This is a genomic window from Nereida sp. NH-UV-3 (assembly GCF_042939535.1).
GTDB lineage: Bacteria > Pseudomonadota > Alphaproteobacteria > Rhodobacterales > Rhodobacteraceae > Nereida > Nereida ignava.
Genome location: NZ_CP132157.1, coordinates 244565 through 263563 on the forward strand (window position 1 = coordinate 244565; position 18999 = coordinate 263563).

The following is an 18999-nucleotide window of genomic DNA, read 5'->3' on the forward strand; positions in this document are numbered from 1 at the left end:
TTCTTTGGTGCCGAAGGCCACGAATGGCACACCGTTTCAACGGTGTAGCTGTCAGAACGCCCTGACGCAATGATGGTAAGATATGTGCGACTATCCTGAAGTGGATGTCGCGCGTCGGCGGTTTACTCCGCAAGCAGCAGCAACGTGCCAGCAGCTTCCATCTCGCGGATCGTGGCTACAACAGCGCTCATGGCATCCTCACCATCGGCCTGGGACACCTGCCCGCCATCTTTGATCTCGTCGCGCATACTTTCGGCCATCCGCTTAGACATGTTGTCCAAAATAAAGTTGGCGGGGGCTTCCATGCCTGTGGACAGTGCCGCAGATAGGGCGGTCAACAGCTGTTCGGGCGCCACGTCTTTGGTGATTTTGGGCACATCGCGCGGGTCAATCCGTTCTGGGATATTTGCGAATGTGAAGATGGATTTACGCACATCTTCGGCAAATTTGGCGTCCGTTTCATCAAGACCTACAAGTACGTCATCACGTGTTTGGGCGCGGGCAAAGTTCAAGATTGCGCCGACGCGCTCAACAGGGCTGTCATCGAAGGCTTGCACCGGCTGGGTACCCAGTTGGTCAACGATGGAAATGCCAATCAACTCAATTGCTTGTGGCGTAACGCCTGTTGTCACAGAAATGGCGTATGTAATGCGGCGCGCGCGTTCACCGGGCAGGGCGCCAAGGATTTCAGCGGCCTTTGCAACCTGAAGCTTTGACAAAACAACCGCGCAAACCTCGATGCTTTCACCTGCTAACAGATCAACCAGCTGTGTCACGGGCAGGCCTGCGATGGTTTCCCACGGGTTCGATTGTGGGGAGAGGCCCGCCTCCTTGCGCAGCCGTCCCGCAAGGCTGGGATCAAGAGATTTCCCCATCAAATCAAGGGTGCCACCAATGTCTTTGGGGAAAGTCAGCGCCGTGCTTTCCAACTCGGCCACAAATTCATCAATCACGGCTTCAACCGTGGCCCGATCAAGGGGGCTCATCTGCCGCATTTGATCCATCAAGCCGGTCTGTTGCTCAATCGCGAGTGTGCTCAACGACAACTCACCGCCACCGCCCAAAAGCGCGCGCACAATCACGGCTGCTTTCTCACGCTTGGTCAAGCCAGCCGTGTCAGAACCCGCTGCGGGCAATTCTGGAAAGGACGGAATCACACAACACCCCTTGTGACGATCAATTAGGGGCATCTAACGCAGCGGATATGAACAACCCCCTAAAGGATTGCATTTTAAGCGTTTTTAATAGCTGTAGCCTTGGCCGTTTTGCAGCGCCATGCGCAGGGAAATCTCCGCCCATGTGCCGCGACCGCCACGGGTGCGAATTTCGGTCAGCTGTGCTGAGGCCAGCTCGATGTCGCCACTCTCAACATAACCCTGACCCATATATGAGCGCGCCAAAAGGTTGTCGGGGTTCACGGCCAGCGCTTTTTGATAATAGGCAAGGCCGGTACTGGCGTCGCCCATTTTGCGGTGGGTAAAGCCCAGATATGTCAACACACGGTCGTCATTGGGCATTTGCATCAAATTGAGCATTTGCTGTGCATCTTGGTGGCGGCCCGCGTAGGCCAACTCGCGCGCGGCGTCAAACATTGCGTCATTGCCAAGGGCACTTTTCTTGATCTCAACGCAGCTCTGTTTGTCCGCGTCGTAGACCATTCCGGTCTCACATTCGGTCGTGGTTTTGGTGGCTTTGGGTGGTGTTGAGCTGCTGGACCCTGCCGCAAAAAGGGCTGTAGGTGCCAAAGCAAGGGCCGCGATAAGTGTGGTGCGCATCTTAGATCCTCGTAACTGGTTGCCCGTTAGAGGATAGAGCGGCGCAGTGCGTGGCCAAGTCCCAAAGCGGGCAGGCCACGCATCTGTGATGAAGCTTAGCCGAAAACGCGTTTGAAAATGGTATCAACGTGTTTGGTATGATAGCCGAGATCGAATTTCTCCTCGATGCTTTCAACACCCAACGCGGCAACAACATCGCTGTCGCCCAGCAGTTCGGTTTTGAAGTCTTTGCCGTCTTCCCACACTTTCATCGCATTGCGCTGAACATAGACATAGGCGTCTTCGCGCGACACACCCGCTTGGGTCAGGGCAAGCAGTACGCGCTGTGACATCACAAGGCCGCTGAATTTGTTCATGTTGGCCAACATGTTATCGGGATAAATCAGAAGCTTGTCGATAACTGACGTCAGACGCGCCAGCGCGAAATCAAGGGTGACAGTTGTGTCTGGGCCAATCGTGCGCTCAACGCTGGAGTGGCTGATGTCACGCTCGTGCCAAAGGGCCACGTTTTCCATCGCTGGAACAACGGCCATACGCACAATCCGCGCAAGGCCCGTCAGGTTTTCTGTCAGCACAGGGTTTTTCTTGTGCGGCATCGCAGACGAGCCTTTTTGGCCTGCGCTGAAATATTCCGCTGCTTCCAGAACCTCCGTGCGCTGCATGTGACGCACTTCTGTGGCGATATTCTCAACACTCGAGGCGATAACACCCAAAGTTGCAAAGAATGCCGCATGACGGTCACGGGGGATAACTTGGGTGCTGATCGGCTCAGGTGTGAGGCCAAGCTTTGCGCAGACATGTTCTTCTACGCGCGGGTCGATGTTGGCAAAAGTACCGACAGCGCCGCTGATGGCGCCCGTCGCGATTTCGTTGCGTGCGGTGCGCAAACGTGTCAGGTTGCGATCCATCTCCGCGTAAAAACGCGCAAGCGTTAGACCCATGGTGGTGGGCTCGGCGTGGATGCCGTGGCTGCGGCCGACGCGGATGGTGTCTTTGTGCTCAATCGCGCGGCGCTTCAGGGCGGCTAGCAACGCTTCAAGATCAGCAATCAGCAGATCAGCGGCGCGGGTAAGTTGCACGTTGAATGTGGTGTCCAACACATCTGATGATGTCATGCCTTGGTGAACAAAGCGGGCCTCATCGCTGCCGACGTGCTCTGCCAAGTGGGTCAGAAACGCGATGACGTCGTGTTTGGTGACGGCCTCGATCTCATCAATGCGGTCCACATCGAACTCAACGTCTTTTGCCTTCCAAACCGCGTCAGCGTTTTCGCGCGGGATCACACCAAGATCAGCCATCGCATCGCACGCGTGGGCCTCAATCTCGTACCAGATCTTGAACTTGGTTTGCGGCGACCAGATAGAGACCATTTCAGGGCGGGAATAACGAGGGATCATGGGGCGTGGCCTTTTTTGAAGAGAGTTGGGGTTGGCAAAGGGCTTGGCGGCCTCTTAAACCCTTGGGCAGATGGGAACAAGGGCAGGGTACGGGACACCGGTGATGATGGCGCCGTATTCGACATGCATATGGACAAAACGGATGATGGAATGAGCAAAGATTCAGCAGTTAGACAGTTGTCCGATTTTGAGGGCGTTTGGCAAATTACCCGCAAGATTATCCATGCAGATGGCACAGTTGCGCGGTTTAACGGTACGGGGACATTCGTCCGCGTTCAGTCAGGCCTTGTCTATGATGAAAGCGGCGCGCTGCAATTTGAAATGCAGCGGACAGATGTCTCGGGTGCGGCAGAGCTGGGCCCCGAGATTACAGGTACCCGCAGATATTTTTGGGACACGCCTGATGATGGCTCGGGCTCGGATCATGTGCCTGTGCGATTTGCAGATGGCCGTGCGTTTCATCTGGTCCCTTTGTGCGGGGGTGATGCGGCGCATTGGTGTGATCCCGATCAGTATGATGTGTCTTATGATTTCACCCAGTGGCCGGTTTGGGCAGCGGTCTGGCACGTGCGCGGACCGCGCAAAGACTATGTGATGACAAGCCAGTACTGTCGCTAACACTGTGGTCGGGGTGCTTATTCTCTTGCGATTGGGCCGTGTGCGCGATTAAACAGGCGGTAACGAGAACAAGATTGGAGATCTCCGATATGGCGTTGACCATGAACGACAAAGTCCTGACCGAAGCGTTTGGCGCATCCGAAGGCGCGCTTTTGCGCCTCAAGCAAATCATGCTGGTAGTGGTCGGTATTGCCGCGCTGGCGATCGCTGCAAAAGTGAAGATCCCCATGATCCCCGTACCAATGACCCTTGGTACATTGGCCGTTCTGACCGTTGGCGCGGCCTATGGCCCGCGTTTGGGATTGGTGACAATCATCGGTTACATGATCTTGGGTGCGGCAGGCTTTGACGTGTTTGCATCATCTGCGGCGGGCGTGTCCGGCATTGAATACATGATGGGTGGCACAGGCGGCTATCTGGTTGGCTACGTGCTTGCGACGTTCGCATTGGGTGTTTTGGCGCGCATGGGCTGGGATCGTAGCGCTGCGAAAATGGCCGCAGCGATGCTGATCGGTAACGCACTTATCTACATCCCGGGCCTGTTGTGGCTTGGCACACTTTACGGTTGGGACAAGCCGATCCTTGAGTGGGGCCTCACACCGTTCATCTACGGCGATCTGCTGAAATTGGCGATTGCGGCGATGATCGTGCCAATGGCTTGGAAGGCAATCGGCAAAGCCCGCGGCTGATCCTACGAAACATATTTGACGTTATTGAGGCGCTCACCAATTAGGTGGGCGCCTTTTTTCATGAGCGGACGATTAAGAGCGCAATGAGACAGGTGTCCGTGTACAGGTCAATCGTCACTTACGCGCCTGATGCGAGCACGGTCTCAATCTCGCTGGATTGCTCAAGGGTTTTGTGAACCGGACATTTGTCCGCAATTTCCATTAAACGTGTGGTTTGCTCAGGTGTTAAAGGGCCGGACAGGTGTATCGCGCGGCGGAAATTATCGATACGGACATTTGTTGCGGGATCGCTGTCTTGGGCGTGCATTTTGTCGTGGGTAACGTCCACGGACACATGTTCAAGGGGCCAGCCCTTGCGCCGCGCGTACATCCGAATTGTCATTGATGTGCACGCCCCCAAACCCGCTGCAAGAAACCCGTAAGGGGACATTCCCTGATTTGTGCCGCCGTAGGCCTGAGGCTCATCCGCAAGCACGTGATGTTTTTCACCTGATCTGATGTCTTGCAAAAACCCTTTGGGATCGGCCTCTGACACACGGGTAACACCTTCGGGCACGCCAATGGGCGGCGCGGGACGTGTAACATCAATATACCGCTCGGCCCACGCGGCAATCACACCCGCGGCGTATTCTGCATCTTCAGGGCTGCGCAACAGGTGGTCGGCCTTGTCGAGTGTCACAAATGACTTTGGATGCCGTGCGGCGCCAAAGATCTGACTGGCGTTTTCAATACCCACGGTTTCATCAACGGGCGAATGCATGACCAAAAGGGCGGCGTTGAGGTTTCGTACAGCGGCCTCAATTTCAATGCCCTGGACGTCCTCAACGAACTGTTTGCCAATCGTAAACGGGCGCCCACCAAGGGTCACTTCGGCGGAACCTTTTGCGATTATATCTGGAATGGCGCTGGCAAAATGATGGGTCACATGCGCGGGGTCAAAAGGTGCACCAAGGGTCACGACGCCCTTAATCTGGGGTAATTGTGCAGCGGCCTTCAACACGGCGGCCCCGCCTAGGGAGTGCCCGATCAACAGAGAAGGCGTCAAATTCCGGTTGGTCAGATAGGCGCTCGCAGCGACCAGATCATCTACGTTTGAGGTGAAATCCGTTTGGGCAAAGCGCCCCTCGGACTGTCCAAGACCGGTAAAATCAAAGCGCATAACAGCAAACTCCATGGCCGATAGACGGGCCGCGATGCGCCGTGCGGCGGGCAGGTCTTTGGTGCACGTAAAACAATGGGCCAGAAGCGCCGTTGCAACAGGGTCTCCTGCGGGCAAATCAAGACGCGCAGATAGGCTTAGGCCAGCGTTATTTTTGAATTCAATTGTCTCGCTCGGCATGGTGTGCCCCTTTTTGCTGTGTTTCATATGTGCAAGTTGGGCGGTGCAATCGCAAGTTATGCTTCATCGGCGTCACGGGAAGGTGACGGAAGTTACGTTTTGCCTTTGGCTGCATAAATAGCTTATGACAAGAAAAAGCCGCGCCAGAAGAGATCCGGACGCGGCAGTTGGTCGGGGGGAGATGAGATGTGGTGTTAGGCCGAGCAGCAGATCAGACCGCGGCGCAGACGTTCTTCCAAAGTTGCGCGGGCAGGGCGCGCGGCGCGTAATTGGATTGCAATCGCCGACCATCCGCCGCTGCCGCGTTTGCGGATCGACAGGGTCTTGCGTTCAATGCGCTTGGGACTGATTTGGCCGTGCGCGGCATTTGGGGGCGTGGTCTGGGATATCGACATCTGTGCAATCCTTTTATTGGATGATCTTTGTTTAGATGCCGATTTGGGAACAATAAGGTTAAAATTGTGGAAATGTTTTGTTTCCGAAGTCGAAAAAGTGTCATTTGCGATAGTTAATGCGTGTTGGTGAGACAGTTATGTCACTTATTCAAGCTGTGGGCTGTGGCGCATAAGTCTGCCACACGCCTACGAAAAAGGGCGCCCCGATGCGGAGCGCCCTTAGTTCTGTCATCTAAAGCAGCGATTAGCAGCTGTAGTACATTTTGAATTCAACAGGGTGTGGTGTGTGCTCATACGCCACCAGTTCTTCCATTTTGAGAGCAACGTAGCCATCAATTTGGTCTTTTGTGAACACGTCACCGGCCAAGAGGAACTCGTGATCTGCTTCCAGAGCGTCAAGCGCTTCGCGCAAGCTGCCGCAGACTGTTGGAATTTCTGCAAGCTCTTCTGGTGGCAGGTCGTAAAGGTCTTTGTCAGACGCCGCACCTGGGTCAATCTTGTTTTTGATGCCGTCAAGGCCAGCCATCAACAAGGCTGCAAAGCACAAGTATGGGTTGGCTGCGGGATCAGGGAAACGAGCTTCGACGCGTTTTGCTTTGGGGCTTTCGGCCCACGGAATACGTACGCAGCCTGAGCGGTTACGAGCAGAATATGCGCGCAGAACAGGTGCTTCAAAGCCCGGGATCAAACGCTTGTAGCTGTTTGTGGACGGGTTTGTGAACGCGTTCAGTGCTTTTGCGTGCTTCAAGATGCCGCCAATGAAATACAGTGCTTCTTGGCTGAGATCGGCGTATTTGTCACCTGCAAACAATGGCTTACCATCTTTCCAGATGGACATGTTTACGTGCATGCCCGTGCCGTTATCGCCTGCGATTGGCTTTGGCATGAAGGTTGCGGATTTACCGTATGCGTGTGCCACGTTGTGGATCACGTATTTGTATTTCTGCAGCTCATCGGCTTGCTTGGTGAGTGAACCGAAGATAAGGCCAAGCTCGTGCTGGCATGACGCCACTTCGTGGTGGTGCTTGTCCACCTTCATGCCCATGCGCTTCATGGTCGACAGCATTTCGCCGCGGATGTCTTGCGCATCGTCAATTGGGTTAACAGGGAAGTAACCACCTTTAACGCCAGGACGGTGGCCCATGTTGCCCATTTCGTACTCGGTGTCTGTGTTCCATGACGCGTCTTGTGCGTCGATTTGGTAAGACACTTTGTTCATTTCAACAGAGAAACGTACGTCGTCAAATAGGAAGAATTCAGCTTCTGGGCCAAAGAATGACTGGTCGCCAATGCCTGACGAGATCAGGTAGGCTTCTGCTTTTTCTGCGGTGCCGCGTGGGTCGCGTGAGTAGGGCTCGCCAGTGTCTGGCTCAACGACCGAGCAGTGAATGCAGAGTGTTTTTTCAGCATAGAACGGGTCGATGTAAGCAGAGTTGGCATCGGGGATCAGCTTCATGTCTGACTCTTCGATCGATTTCCAGCCCGCAATGGATGAGCCGTCGAACATGAAACCGCCGTCAAGGAAGTCTTCGTCAACTTCGTCATTGATTACAGTTACGTGCTGCAGCTTGCCGCGTGGGTCTGTGAAACGGATGTCGACATACTCGATGTCTTCGTCCTTGATCATCTTTACGATGTCAGCGTTGGTTGTCATTACCATGGCTCCCTTAGAAATAGTGTGGGTAAAGAATGGGTTAGATAGCGTCGTCGCCGGTTTCACCGGTACGAATGCGGATGGCTTGGCTTACGTCAGATACGAAAATCTTACCATCGCCGATTTTGTCTGTTTTGGCCGCGTTGATGATCGCGTCAATCGCTGGATCAAGCAGATCATCGGGCAATACGACTTCAATTTTCACTTTAGGCAGAAAATCCACGACATACTCAGCGCCACGATACAGTTCTGTGTGCCCCTTTTGACGGCCAAAACCTTTGACTTCAATTACGGAAAGGCCTTGCACACCAATATCTTGGAGCGCTTCTTTAACTTCGTCCAATTTGAACGGCTTAATGATTGCTTCGAGTTTTTTCACCGCGCAGAGCCTCCTGAATTGTGCTGCTACGGGCAAATCATGTCTGTGGGTGGGGGACAATATATCAGACGACACAGATCGGCTGTGACCAGCGAATTTAGAATTGCTGCTTAAAAATTAAGCAATGCGCCGAAAATAACCGCAGAAAATAAACTGCGCCTTACTTGGAGCAAGATTACTCGGTTAATGATGCGACATGTTCGCGCTCAACGATCATTTCAAGCCCGTTCGCATAAATGATCTGCGGGGTATCAAACTGTAGGTGTAGCAACGGCGTGCGCCGCTTGGTTCCGCGAACGATCGTCTCACCGTTCACTAGTTTTTCAGCATTAATGATCGCTTGAGGTGTCCCGCGGAGGGCCTTCGCCAGCCAGTTCCGCAGCAAAACAGGTTGATCGGAGCGTAAACACAGATGACCGCGGGGTAGGTCAGGTCCGAGCGCATGGGCGGACATGTGTATCGGGTCTAAGATATCAGAACTCTGATGAATGCCGTGAAGCCTGACCAAACCGCGGTTGCGCGATACAATGCGATCGCCTGCGTTAAGGTATTCAACGGGAAGCTCGCCTTCCGCTGTCATGATTAACGTGCCGGGCACAAAACCGGACGTATGTAATTCGTGCACACCGTTAGAGTGGTCAGTTCTTGTGTATGTATTAACCTGCTCTGCAGTGCGTCCGGCCATTTTCGGCTCCATCACGCAAGTCCTGCTACTGTCTCAATGCCTTAACCTTAACAAAGGGTGAACGTGATGTCTTGGTAAGAGTTCTGGGACCTGACGCATTTTATGCAGATTTTTTCGCCTGTTGCGCAAAAACCCTCTCGCATCCCGCGCAGAGCTTTGCTAAGTGCTTGCTCAGTGCGGGTGTGGCGGAATTGGTAGACGCACCAGATTTAGGTTCTGGCGCCGCGAGGCGTGGGGGTTCAAGTCCCTTCACCCGTACCATTTACACAATAGATTTAGGCATATTTTGAAAGGCGCTTGCACCTTTTGGCCGACCCTCATAGAAGGGCCGCTGAATTACGTATTACGCCGATAAAAGGACGATCCCTATGCAGGTCACTGAGACATTGAACGAAGGTCTGAAACGCGCTTATTCCATCGTGGTACCTGCCGCGGAATTGGACGCCAAAGTTAATGAGAAACTGGTCGAAGCGCAGCCAGAAATCGAAATGAAGGGCTTCCGCAAGGGCAAAGTCCCGATGGCGTTGCTGAAAAAGCAATACGGTCCACGCGTGATGGGCGAAGCCATGCAAGAAGCCATCGATGGCGCAATGGCGAAGCATTTTGAAGAAACTGGTGATCGTCCGGCGATGCAGCCAGAAGTCAAAATGACCAACGAAAACTGGAAAGAGGGCGACGATGTTGCCGTAGACATGAGCTACGAAGCTCTGCCAGCCATTCCTGACGTTGATTTCTCAGACATCGAGCTTGAGAAACTGGTTGTTAAAGCTGACGACGCGGCGCTCGATGAGGCGCTGGTTTCATTGGCCGAGACTGCGCAAAACTTCAAAGACCGCAAAAAAGGCACCAAAGCGAAAGATGGCGATCAAGTCGTTATGGATTTCTTGGGCAAAGTTGACGGCGAAGCATTTGATGGCGGCGCTGCTGAAGATTACCCGTTGGTTCTGGGTTCAAACTCGTTCATCCCGGGCTTCGAAGAGCAGCTTGTTGGCGTAAAAGCCGAAGAAGTGAAAGACGTTGTTGTGTCTTTCCCAGAAGATTATCAAGCCGAGCATCTTGCGGGCAAAGAGGCAACATTCACATGCACAATCAAAGCGGTGAAAGAGCCTGTTGCTGCTGAAATTAATGACGAGATGGCCAAGGGTTTTGGCGCAGAAGATCTTGCTTCGTTGAAAGGTCAAATCGGCGAGCGTCTTGAAGCAGAATATGCCGGTGCTGCCCGTGCAGTTATGAAGCGTGGTCTGCTTGATGCGTTGGACAAAAAGGTTGATTTCGATCTACCACCGTCTTTGCTTGATGCAGAAGCGGGTCAAATTGCGCACCAACTGTGGCACGAAGAGAACCCTGAGGTGGAAGGTCACGACCACCCAGAAATTACGCCAACAGAAGAGCATATCGCATTGGCTGGCCGCCGCGTTCGCCTTGGTCTGTTGCTTGCAGAGATTGGTCAGAAGGCCGCTGTTGAAGTGAGCGATGCAGAAATGACCCAAGCGATCATGAACCAAGCGCGTCAGTACCCTGGTCAGGAGCGTCAGTTCTTTGAATTCGTTCAACAAAACCAGCAGATGCAGCAGCAACTGCGCGCACCTCTCTTTGAAGACAAAGTGGTAGATCACATCGCGGATCAAGCCAAAGTGTCTGAAAAAGAAGTGAGCAAGGATGACCTGCAATCTGCTGTAGAAGCACTCGAAGACGAGTAATTCTAGCAGCGCCCACTGGGCGCGCATGCACTGACAAGAATAGGCCGTTCCTGAACAATCAGGGACGGCTTTTTTGTGCCTGCTTATTGGTGTCGCTTTGTGATTTGTAAATTCGCTTCTGCGCGTGCTTGACACAGGGATCGTTTCGGTGGCCCACTCGCGCAGGGTTTTTAGTAATCGGTGATGTGGTGGTGAGTATGTCGGATAACAAAAAACGTGGTTTAGGGTTTGGTAGCTTGGTGGATACGGCCGTGGTTGTCGCGGGCGTTGTGATGCTGGCGGCGATCATGGTCCGCTACTTATTCTAACGCTTTGTGCCGTCTTTATCTTAGCCAAGAAAAAAGCCGCGTCCAATCGGGCGCGGCTTTCTAATTTTTTAGATCTAGTGAAAAGGCCTAGTCTTAAGCGTCGTCCGCATCATCTGCAGCAGCTGGTGCCACATCAAGATCATCGTCGTCAGATGCAGCAGAGCCGATATCGTCAAACAGTTCCGCAATTTCGAATTCTGCTTCAGCTTCGGCTTCTGCAGCCAATTCTTGGATCGACTTGCCTGAGGCTTGAAGCTCGGCTTCTTCGGTTGAGCGTGCAACGTTCATGGTGATTGTGCACTCAACTTCTGGGTGCAATTTCACGGCTACGTCATGCAGGCCGAGAATTTTGATCGGCGCGATCAATGCAACCTGTTTGCGGTCAAGCGTGAAGCCTTCGGCAGTTGCAGCTTCTGCGGCGTCGCGTGTTGTCACGGAACCGTAGAGCGCGCCTGCGTCTGATGCAGAGCGAATCACAACAAACTGCTGTCCGCCAAGCTTTTCAGCCATTGCATCGGCTTCTTTCTTGGTTTCGAGGTTCTGTGCTTCGAGTTGTGCTTTTTGTGCTTCAAACCCAGCGATGTTGCCTTTTGAAGCAGTCAACGCTTTGCCTTGTGGAAGCAAAAAGTTACGTGCGTAACCTGGCTTTACGTCGACGACTTCGCCCATTTGGCCGAGTTTCGCAACGCGTTCGAGAAGGATAACTTGCATGTGCTTTCTCCTTACTTAACAGCGTATGGCAGCAGAGCGAGGAAACGGGCGCGTTTGATGGCACGGGCCAACTCGCGTTGTTTCTTGGCAGAGACTGCAGTGATGCGGGACGGCACGATTTTGCCACGCTCAGAAATGTAGCGCTGCAGAAGACGTGTGTCTTTGTAATCGATCGCGGGTGCGTTCTCACCAGAGAAGGGGCACACTTTGCGACGGCGGAAAAATGGTTTAGTTGCCATGGTTTAGCCCTTTCTTAGCTGCGGCGCTCGCGGCGATCGCCACGTTCTTCGCGTTTTTGCATTTGTACGGATGGCAGCTCTGCGTGCTCATCGACTTTGATGGTCAGCACACGCATCACATCTTCATGCAAACGCATCAGGCGTTCCATCTCCTGAACGGCCGTTGCCGGCGCGTCGGAGCGCAAATAGGCGTAGTGGCCTTTGCGGTTTTTGTTGATTTTGTAGGCCATCGTTTTGACGCCCCAATATTCTGAGTCGACAGCTTTGCCGCCGTTGTCCGCAAGGACAGTCCCGAAGTGTTCGATCAGGGATTCAGCTTGCGCGTTGGACAAGTCCTGACGCGCGATGAACACATGCTCATACAAAGGCATGGGTTGCTCCATTCATTTTCTGGCGCACTTCAAAGGGTGGTATGAACTGCCGCCCGTCCACCCACGAGAGGTTACGCGGTTCAATCGAGTTGGACGACAGGCTTGCCGTTTAGCGCCCTTACACACATGGCGCAAGCCCGCAGACCGCAACAGTTTTTCTTTTTCTTGGCAGGGCCGCTGAAGCGCCTCTTTTTTGCCGTTCTTTGCGGTTTGTGTGGCGGAATAACGAGGTGAGAAAATTTATGAGTATAAGCAGTCCAGCCAGAGATTTTTCCCATGATCCAGCCGTCGTCGATATCCGGTTGGATGTGACCGAAACCGAGTGGGGTATCATTATCACAGAGCGCGGTCCTGTGAATGCGCGTGTCTTGGGGCAGCTTGCGACCGTTGTGGTTGGCGTGGCGCTGTTGTGCGCGGGGATTTTGATGGCTGCCATGAACCGCCATGATATCCCAAGCGCGCTTTGGGCTGTTCAGATGGCTGCTTGCGCTCTTTTCGTCGTGGTGGGTGCTTTGATGATCTACGGCGCGCGCAGCACCGGCCAAACACAGACCGAATTTGATTTTCGCACAAAAGTTTTGCGTCGGCGTCAAATTGGCTCGGGCAAGATTATCCGCTCTATGCGGCTGACGAACGCTGATCAAATTGCAATGGTCCGAACAGAGCAGGGCGCAGGTATCGCAGCACGGCCTACAGATACATCTTTGGCAGAGGTCCTTGTGTTAGGGCCCCAAGGCCAAGTGTTTGCCATTTATCATCGGCTGATCGCGGTGATTGGTTAGTGGTGCGCCATGTGCACTGATGTGCACAATTGCTGTTACCTTCACGTGTTTGTGCTTTTGCGAACACGACATGTTGATAGATCGCGAGTTGATTAACACCGGTGCAACGTATGTGGTGTGACCAGAAACATTTACCAAAGGATGCTATTTTATGTTCCGTACTCTTCTTACTTCGTCTGTTTTGGCTGCTGGCCTTGTGACCAGCGCGTTTGCTGCCGCTGAAAAATACACACTTGATGCGAGCCACAGCCAAGTTCTGTTCAGCTATGATCACCTTGGGTTTTCAACAACTTACGGTATGTTCTCTGGCTTTGAAGGCGAGATTATGTTTGACGCCGACGCGCCTGCGTCCAGTTCTGTCAACGTCTCAATGCCTGTCATGAGCATGTTCACCGGCTGGGAAGCGCGCGAAGGCCACTTCATGAGCGATGACTTTTTCGGCGCAAAAGAAGGTGATTTGGTAACATTTACATCAACTGCAATCGAAGTGACGGGCGATGATACAGCCAAGATCACAGGTGATTTGACCATGAACGAAGTGACCAAATCCGTTGTGCTTAATGCGGTTTTGAACAAGGCTGCCGCGCACCCGTTCGCCAACAAGCCTTGGTTGGGTTTTGATGCGACAACCACGTTGTTGCGCTCTGACTTCGGTGTTGGCAACTTTGCCCCAGCCGTCAGCGATGCGGTTGAGGTGAAAATCTCAATCGAGGCGCAAAAAGCCGAATAATCCAGCCTGAAAACAGTGGCGGACAGATGTCCGCCCAAAGCCGTCCCGCGCGTTTGTTTAGCATACACGCGGGGCGGCTTTTTCGTTTTACAAGGGGCCACTGCGACCTGCGACATTCAGGGCCTATCTAGAGGCTTGCCAGATGCCCAACGCCATATATAGTCGTGCTTAGGACGGGACCTTGCACCCGCATGTGTTTCGGACTTGCCCGTTTTGGGCGATGAAAAACCTATGCGGAGGTCACGACCCAATGGAACCCGAGTTCAGGACAAGTTTTGTACGGGAACCCAATAACTTACGGCATAATCCAGCCCTTGTGCTGAACGCTGATTATCGCCCGCTTAGCTATTATCCGCTTTCACTCTGGCCGTGGCAGGATGCCATTAAGGCCGCGTGGCTTGAGCGGGTTGATATTGTCGCGGAATATGATGATTACGTCAGCTCGCCCTCGACGAAAATCAAAATCCCTTCTGTGGTGGTTTTGAAAGACTATGTGAAGCCGCAAAAGCGTGTTGCTTTTACACGGTTTAATCTGTTTCTGCGCGATGAATTCACCTGTCAGTATTGTGGTTCAAAAGGGGATCTGACTTTTGATCATGTGGTGCCGCGCGCCGATGGCGGGATTACCAGCTGGACGAATGTGGTCGCGGCATGCAGCCCATGTAACCTGAAGAAGGGGTCGCGTTCACTTAAACAGTTGGGGATGAGCCTTCGCAAACCGCCGCGGCAGCCTGAATCAGAGCAACTTCGGAACATGGGGCGAAAGTTTCCGCCGAACCATTTGCATGAAAGTTGGATGGATTTTCTCTACTGGGACGCCGAACTGGAAGCCTGAGACGCTGGACAGTCTTTGGATTTGATCGTAACAGGGGCTCAAGTTTAGCGCTAACATAGCGTTCAAAGGAGAAGTTTGCCCATGGTCAGTCGCGTCATACCCGTAGATGATTTTGATTTGGTAATTTTCGGCGGGACTGGTGACCTTGCACGCCGCAAGATTTTACCGGGTCTTTTCCGCCGCTTTTGTGCCGGACAGATGCCCGCGGACGCCCGTATCATTGGTGCTGCGCGCTCAGAAATGGATAGCGATGGCTTTCGGACACTTGTCCGCGATGCAATTATAGAATTCGGCGGAGATGATCTTTCATCACGCCCTGAACTTCCCGACTTTTTGCTACAACTGCACTATGTGACGACCGACGCACGTGGCGACGGTGGTTGGAAAGAACTTGCGGCGCAAATGCGCAGTGGTGTGGTTCGGGCGTTCTATCTGTCCGTAGGGCCGGGTCTTTTTGCCGATATCGCAGAGCGGTTAACCAGTTTTGGGCTAGCCGATGCGGCCTCTCGCATTGTCGTTGAGAAACCTTTTGGTCGTGATCTTGAGACGGCGCGCGCGCTGAACCATGATTTGGCTAAACACTTTGATGAAAGCCAAATTTACCGTATTGATCACTATCTGGGCAAAGAAACTGTTCAAAACCTGATGGCTGTCCGTTTCGGCAACATCTTGTTTGAGCCGCTTTGGAACAGCCAGTACATCGATCATATTCAGATTACTGTTGCTGAAACTGTCGGCGTTGGTGGGCGCGGGGGCTACTATGATAAGTCTGGCGCGATGCGCGATATGGTGCAGAACCACTTGATGCAATTGCTCTGCCTCATTGCGATGGAGCCGCCGTCAAAGTTTGACCCCGATGCGGTTCGCGATGAAAAACTGAAAGTCATACGTGCACTTGATGATGTAGAGACACACCATATTGTTCGTGGTCAATATAGCGCTCATGGTGACATGAACTCCTATCGGCAAGATGTTGAAAACGAAAGAAGTTTTACGGAAAGCTTTATCGCGCTCAAGCTGCAGTTGTCTAATTGGCGGTGGGCTGGCACACCGTTTTATCTTCGGACCGGTAAGCGGATGAAGGCGCGGTCGTCCGAGATCACTGTGGTCTTCAAAGATCCGCCCCATAGTATTTTCGGGGACGAAGGCGGGCAGCGCCATAACGAACTGTCGATTCAGTTACAGCCCAACGAAGGCATGACACTTGACGTCACGATCAAAGAGCCTGGCCCAGGTGGCATGCGGCTGGTTGATGTGCCTCTTGATATGACGTTTGCCGACGCGCTTGGACCAGAAGCTGATGATGTGCCGGACGCGTACGAGCGGCTGATTATGGACGTGATCCGTGGCAACCAAACGCTCTTTATGCGCGGTGACGAAGTGGAAGCTGCTTGGAGTTGGACCGATCCTCTGATTGCAAAGTGGCAGGCCCGTTCCGATGTGCCCAAACCATATGATATCGGCTCAAACGGGCCAGAAGACGCGCTGATGTTGATGCACCGTGATGGTCGCCGCTGGCGCGATATAAAGGGGTAGATCATGAATTTTCTCGAATACGCGGACGAAGAATTGATGATGATGGCGCTGGCGGATCGGATCGCTGGTGATCTCGAAGAGGTTCTGCTGACCCATGACACCGCTACTTTAGCCGTTCCTGGCGGTACAACGCCCGGGCCTGTCTTTGACATATTGTGTGGTGTTAAACTTGACTGGTCGCGTGTCCGCGTGATGCTTAGTGACGAGCGGTGGGTACCTGAGACATCTGACCGCTCTAATACCAAGCTTCTCCGTGAGCGGCTTCTTGTGAGACAGGCGTCCGCGGCACAATTCATCCCGTTTTTTACGGGCGATGAGACACCAGAAGTTGGTCTTGTCAAAGTGAACGATACGATCGGAGCATCTCTACCAGTCTCGGTCCTGCTGTTGGGGATGGGGGCAGATATGCACACCGCAAGCCTGTTCCCGCACGCTGACGGTCTTGATGCCGCACTTGATGACAATGCCGCACCGGTCGTGCCTATTCGCGGTGGTGGTGCCACCGAACCGCGTGTTTCATTGAGTGGACCGGTGCTGAAATCAGCCCTTCATACGCATGTTGTTATCAAGGGCGCCGAAAAGCGCACCGCACTTGATAATGCTGCAGGCAAGCTGATTGAAGCCGCGCCGATTAACCTTGTTTTGAACGATGCAACTGTCCATTGGACGGGCGCTGCTTAAGAAAGACTGATGCCCATGTGGAATGATCTGAAACAACGTGCCGATGCGGCGCGCGCAAATTCAATTCTTGAGCTGTGCCAGCAAGATAGCCGGTTTGAGGATTTCTCGATCAAACATGGCAATTTACTTTTTGACTATTCCAAAACACATCTGAAAGCCGCCGATTTGGACATGCTCGTCGATATGGCAAAAGATGTGCCTACACGCCGTAGCGCCATGTTTTCTGGTGAAAAAATTAACGAAACTGAGGGGCGTGCTGTGCTCCATACGGCTCTTCGTCATCTTGATGGCGGCCCTGTTCATGTGGACGGGGATGATGTCATGCCCGAGATCACGGCAACGCTTAAGCGGATGCAACAGTTTGCCGATGATGTCCGGGCGGGTGCTTTTAAAGGGCAGGGTGGTACCATCACAGATGTGGTGAACATTGGAATTGGGGGCTCAGACCTTGGACCAGCGATGGCAACGCTTGCTCTTGCGCCTTATCACAACGGGCCGCGGACGCACTTTATCTCAAATGTAGACGGTGCTGATGCTGCGGATAAACTTGCGCTTCTTAATCCTGAAACGACACTTGTTATTGTCGCGTCAAAAACGTTCACAACCATCGAAACAATGACAAATGCGACAACCGTCCGCAAATGGATGGAGACAGTTGTCCGCGATCCTGCGGCGCAATTTGTGGCGGTGTCGACAGCAGCCGAAAAAACTGCCGCTTTTGGCATTCCTTCCGAGCGTGTTTTCGGTTTTGAAGATTGGGTGGGCGGGCGCTATTCCATGTGGGGTCCGATTGGCCTGTCTTTGATGTTGGCTGTTGGCCCCGATGCGTTTGAAGAGTTCTTGCGCGGTGCGCAGGACATGGATGTTCATTTCCAAACAGCAGACCTTGCTAAGAATATGCCTGTCATGTTAGCATTTATTGGTCTTTGGCATCACCAAGGTATGGGCTTTCCGACACGGGCCGTTTTGCCCTATGATCAACGTCTAAGCCGCTTGCCAGCTTACCTTCAACAGCTTGAAATGGAGAGTAATGGCAAATCAGTTGCCATGGATGGTAGTGCTGTTGAAACTGTGACGGGCCCTGTTGTTTGGGGTGAGCCCGGCACGAATGGACAGCACGCTTTCTACCAGTTGATCCACCAGGGTCGTACTGTTGTCCCGTGTGAATTTATTGTTGCCGCACAAGGTCATCAAGAACATCTGACCGAGCATCATACGCTACTTTTGGCGAACTGTTTGGCGCAATCCGAGGCGCTGATGACTGGCCGTTCAATGGATGTTGCGCGTGGGCTCATGGCAGCGAAAGGCTTTGAAGGCGCTGAACTTGAACGCCAAGCTGCGCACCGTGTTTTCGAGGGCAACAAGCCGTCTACGACACTGATTTACCCTAAGCTTACACCGTTTGTTCTGGGGCAGCTTATCGCACTTTATGAGCACCGCGTTTTTGTCGAAGGTGTGATCCTTGGCATCAATTCTTACGATCAATGGGGTGTCGAACTTGGCAAGGAGCTTGCTGTCAGTCTGACGCCAGTTGTTGAAGGCAATCAATCAGCTGACAACAAAGACAGCTCCACCCGCGGTCTTGTCGAATACGTCCATTCGTTGCGTGGCTAACGCGGTGTTGCACTGTCTAAACGGGCCATCTTTTCTTTAAGGGCCTCCGGTAGCGCGCGCTTTGTACTGTCTTGATTAAGCTGAACAATAACGGCACTTCCGGTGGCGTGTAGCGTGTCGCCATAGACCGCATATTCCATCGTGAAGCTGGTGTTTCCAAACTGCGCGGTCCGCGCAGTGGCGATATAGTCTTGCCCCAAATGCATTTCGGCTTTGTAGGTCACATTAGCGTTGGCCAGTACCAATCTGGGACGGTCCGCGCTTTTGTAGTCTGACAAGCCATAGTTGCGAAAATAATGAATTCGGACGACCTCAAACCAACTCATATAGGCCACGTTGTTTACGTGTCCGAGCGCATCTAACTCGCCAAAGCGGACTTTATCCGCCACCCCGAAGGCCCAAGGCTCAGGAATGCCCACAGAGCGTAGTTGTGTGGTGTTGAGCGGAGTAAGGAAAGGAAGTGTCACAGGGTCACCGGTGGTTATTTATGTCCGGCTACCATGCGTGATCGCCTGATATTATTCCAGCCCGTTAACGCTGCCCTATATACCGTCTTGGCCG

Annotated in this window: 21 protein-coding genes and 1 tRNA gene; 10 read left to right on the top strand and 12 right to left on the bottom strand. The window is 53.1% G+C overall.

The annotated features are described in order from the left end of the window. Positions 1-122: 122 nt before the first annotated feature. The 3 genes from NeNHUV3_RS01180 to purB all read right to left on the bottom strand — a co-directional run bounded on the left by NeNHUV3_RS01180 (position 123) and on the right by purB (position 3172). Complete coding sequence (locus NeNHUV3_RS01180; protein ID WP_391481967.1) at positions 123-1157, bottom strand: FliG C-terminal domain-containing protein; 1035 nt, start codon at positions 1155-1157, stop codon at positions 123-125. 84 nt (positions 1158-1241) lie between these two features. Further along, on the bottom strand, positions 1242-1775 hold the full coding sequence (locus NeNHUV3_RS01185) for a hypothetical protein (protein WP_391481968.1): 534 nt from the start codon (positions 1773-1775) through the stop codon (positions 1242-1244). Between the two features lie 95 nt (positions 1776-1870). Then, complete coding sequence (gene purB / locus NeNHUV3_RS01190) at positions 1871-3172, bottom strand: adenylosuccinate lyase (RefSeq protein ID WP_391481969.1); 1302 nt, start codon at positions 3170-3172, stop codon at positions 1871-1873. A gap of 150 nt (positions 3173-3322) precedes the next feature. On the opposite strand from purB, the gene NeNHUV3_RS01195 reads away from it, so the two are divergent. After that, positions 3323-3790 (top strand): DUF6314 family protein, encoded by a 468-nt coding sequence (locus NeNHUV3_RS01195; protein ID WP_391481971.1) that lies wholly within the window; start codon positions 3323-3325, stop codon positions 3788-3790. Between the two features lie 89 nt (positions 3791-3879). Next, positions 3880-4479, top strand: coding sequence for a biotin transporter BioY (locus tag NeNHUV3_RS01200; protein ID WP_048597450.1), 600 nt, complete (start codon positions 3880-3882; stop codon positions 4477-4479). A 118-nt stretch (positions 4480-4597) separates the two neighbouring features. On the opposite strand, the gene NeNHUV3_RS01205 is transcribed toward NeNHUV3_RS01200, so the two are convergent. The 5 genes from NeNHUV3_RS01205 to NeNHUV3_RS01225 form a co-directional block, all read right to left on the bottom strand. Then, the gene (locus tag NeNHUV3_RS01205) at positions 4598-5818 is read right to left on the bottom strand and encodes an alpha/beta fold hydrolase (RefSeq protein WP_391481972.1); all 1221 of its coding nucleotides are present in this window, start codon (positions 5816-5818) and stop codon (positions 4598-4600) included. Positions 5819-6012: 194 nt separating this feature from the next. Next, positions 6013-6213 carry a hypothetical protein gene (locus NeNHUV3_RS01210; protein ID WP_391481974.1) on the bottom strand — a complete coding sequence of 67 codons (201 nt, stop codon included), beginning with the start codon at positions 6211-6213 and terminating at the stop codon, positions 6013-6015. A 244-nt stretch (positions 6214-6457) separates the two neighbouring features. Beyond that, entirely contained in the window at positions 6458-7867 is a 1410-nt protein-coding gene (glnA, locus tag NeNHUV3_RS01215; RefSeq protein ID WP_391481975.1) for a type I glutamate--ammonia ligase, read from the bottom strand. Between the two features lie 40 nt (positions 7868-7907). Next, positions 7908-8246 (bottom strand): P-II family nitrogen regulator, encoded by a 339-nt coding sequence (locus tag NeNHUV3_RS01220; RefSeq protein ID WP_048597454.1) that lies wholly within the window; start codon positions 8244-8246, stop codon positions 7908-7910. Between the two features lie 175 nt (positions 8247-8421). Beyond that, entirely contained in the window at positions 8422-8931 is a 510-nt protein-coding gene (locus NeNHUV3_RS01225) for a Hint domain-containing protein (RefSeq protein ID WP_391481976.1), read from the bottom strand. A 176-nt stretch (positions 8932-9107) separates the two neighbouring features. Between NeNHUV3_RS01225 and NeNHUV3_RS01230 the strand changes: the two genes are divergently transcribed. Next, positions 9108-9192: transfer RNA gene (locus tag NeNHUV3_RS01230), tRNA-Leu, on the top strand. Between the two features lie 107 nt (positions 9193-9299). Beyond that, positions 9300-10631, top strand: coding sequence for a trigger factor (gene tig, locus NeNHUV3_RS01235; RefSeq protein ID WP_391481978.1), 1332 nt, complete (start codon positions 9300-9302; stop codon positions 10629-10631). A gap of 401 nt (positions 10632-11032) precedes the next feature. On the opposite strand, the gene rplI is transcribed toward tig, so the two are convergent. The 3 genes from rplI to rpsF are packed head-to-tail and all read right to left on the bottom strand — an operon-like array spanning position 11033 to position 12260. Beyond that, the gene (rplI, locus tag NeNHUV3_RS01240) at positions 11033-11650 is read right to left on the bottom strand and encodes a 50S ribosomal protein L9 (RefSeq protein WP_391481980.1); all 618 of its coding nucleotides are present in this window, start codon (positions 11648-11650) and stop codon (positions 11033-11035) included. An 11-nt stretch (positions 11651-11661) separates the two neighbouring features. Next, entirely contained in the window at positions 11662-11889 is a 228-nt protein-coding gene (gene rpsR, locus NeNHUV3_RS01245; RefSeq protein WP_036700444.1) for a 30S ribosomal protein S18, read from the bottom strand. Between the two features lie 14 nt (positions 11890-11903). Then, a complete protein-coding gene (gene rpsF / locus NeNHUV3_RS01250) occupies positions 11904-12260 on the bottom strand; it encodes a 30S ribosomal protein S6 (RefSeq protein WP_048597458.1) in 357 nt (118 codons plus the stop codon). 242 nt (positions 12261-12502) lie between these two features. On the opposite strand from rpsF, the gene NeNHUV3_RS01255 reads away from it, so the two are divergent. From NeNHUV3_RS01255 to pgi, 6 genes are all read left to right on the top strand, one after another. Continuing rightward, on the top strand, positions 12503-13042 hold the full coding sequence (locus tag NeNHUV3_RS01255) for a hypothetical protein (protein ID WP_391481982.1): 540 nt from the start codon (positions 12503-12505) through the stop codon (positions 13040-13042). A gap of 151 nt (positions 13043-13193) precedes the next feature. Then, complete coding sequence (locus tag NeNHUV3_RS01260) at positions 13194-13772, top strand: YceI family protein (RefSeq protein ID WP_391481984.1); 579 nt, start codon at positions 13194-13196, stop codon at positions 13770-13772. A 250-nt stretch (positions 13773-14022) separates the two neighbouring features. After that, a complete protein-coding gene (locus tag NeNHUV3_RS01265; RefSeq protein WP_048597461.1) occupies positions 14023-14607 on the top strand; it encodes an HNH endonuclease in 585 nt (194 codons plus the stop codon). Positions 14608-14688: 81 nt separating this feature from the next. Further along, the gene (gene zwf / locus NeNHUV3_RS01270; RefSeq protein ID WP_391481985.1) at positions 14689-16143 is read left to right on the top strand and encodes a glucose-6-phosphate dehydrogenase; all 1455 of its coding nucleotides are present in this window, start codon (positions 14689-14691) and stop codon (positions 16141-16143) included. Positions 16144-16146: 3 nt separating this feature from the next. Further along, positions 16147-16824 carry a 6-phosphogluconolactonase gene (gene pgl, locus NeNHUV3_RS01275; RefSeq protein WP_391481987.1) on the top strand — a complete coding sequence of 226 codons (678 nt, stop codon included), beginning with the start codon at positions 16147-16149 and terminating at the stop codon, positions 16822-16824. 15 nt (positions 16825-16839) lie between these two features. Further along, the gene (gene pgi / locus NeNHUV3_RS01280; RefSeq protein ID WP_391481989.1) at positions 16840-18438 is read left to right on the top strand and encodes a glucose-6-phosphate isomerase; all 1599 of its coding nucleotides are present in this window, start codon (positions 16840-16842) and stop codon (positions 18436-18438) included. On the opposite strand, the gene NeNHUV3_RS01285 is transcribed toward pgi, so the two are convergent. Beyond that, complete coding sequence (locus NeNHUV3_RS01285; protein WP_391481991.1) at positions 18435-18905, bottom strand: acyl-CoA thioesterase; 471 nt, start codon at positions 18903-18905, stop codon at positions 18435-18437. The two genes, pgi and NeNHUV3_RS01285, sit on opposite strands and share 4 nt — an antisense overlap. Positions 18906-18999 lie beyond the last annotated feature (94 nt).

Coding starts and splice junctions, on each gene's coding strand:
- rpsF (WP_048597458.1), bottom strand. CDS start 12,260: ATGCCTTTGTATGAGCATGTGTTCATCGCGCGTCAGGACTTGTCCAAC.
- NeNHUV3_RS01210 (WP_391481974.1), bottom strand. CDS start 6,213: ATGTCGATATCCCAGACCACGCCCCCAAATGCCGCGCACGGCCAAATC.
- NeNHUV3_RS01265 (WP_048597461.1), top strand. CDS start 14,023: ATGGAACCCGAGTTCAGGACAAGTTTTGTACGGGAACCCAATAACTTA.
- purB (WP_391481969.1), bottom strand. CDS start 3,172: ATGATCCCTCGTTATTCCCGCCCTGAAATGGTCTCTATCTGGTCGCCG.
- NeNHUV3_RS01185 (WP_391481968.1), bottom strand. CDS start 1,775: ATGCGCACCACACTTATCGCGGCCCTTGCTTTGGCACCTACAGCCCTT.
- NeNHUV3_RS01255 (WP_391481982.1), top strand. CDS start 12,503: ATGAGTATAAGCAGTCCAGCCAGAGATTTTTCCCATGATCCAGCCGTC.
- NeNHUV3_RS01200 (WP_048597450.1), top strand. CDS start 3,880: ATGGCGTTGACCATGAACGACAAAGTCCTGACCGAAGCGTTTGGCGCA.
- rpsR (WP_036700444.1), bottom strand. CDS start 11,889: ATGGCAACTAAACCATTTTTCCGCCGTCGCAAAGTGTGCCCCTTCTCT.
- tig (WP_391481978.1), top strand. CDS start 9,300: ATGCAGGTCACTGAGACATTGAACGAAGGTCTGAAACGCGCTTATTCC.
- NeNHUV3_RS01205 (WP_391481972.1), bottom strand. CDS start 5,818: ATGCCGAGCGAGACAATTGAATTCAAAAATAACGCTGGCCTAAGCCTA.
- glnA (WP_391481975.1), bottom strand. CDS start 7,867: ATGACAACCAACGCTGACATCGTAAAGATGATCAAGGACGAAGACATC.
- pgi (WP_391481989.1), top strand. CDS start 16,840: ATGTGGAATGATCTGAAACAACGTGCCGATGCGGCGCGCGCAAATTCA.
- NeNHUV3_RS01260 (WP_391481984.1), top strand. CDS start 13,194: ATGTTCCGTACTCTTCTTACTTCGTCTGTTTTGGCTGCTGGCCTTGTG.
- zwf (WP_391481985.1), top strand. CDS start 14,689: ATGGTCAGTCGCGTCATACCCGTAGATGATTTTGATTTGGTAATTTTC.
- rplI (WP_391481980.1), bottom strand. CDS start 11,650: ATGCAAGTTATCCTTCTCGAACGCGTTGCGAAACTCGGCCAAATGGGC.
- NeNHUV3_RS01195 (WP_391481971.1), top strand. CDS start 3,323: ATGAGCAAAGATTCAGCAGTTAGACAGTTGTCCGATTTTGAGGGCGTT.
- NeNHUV3_RS01225 (WP_391481976.1), bottom strand. CDS start 8,931: ATGGCCGGACGCACTGCAGAGCAGGTTAATACATACACAAGAACTGAC.
- pgl (WP_391481987.1), top strand. CDS start 16,147: ATGAATTTTCTCGAATACGCGGACGAAGAATTGATGATGATGGCGCTG.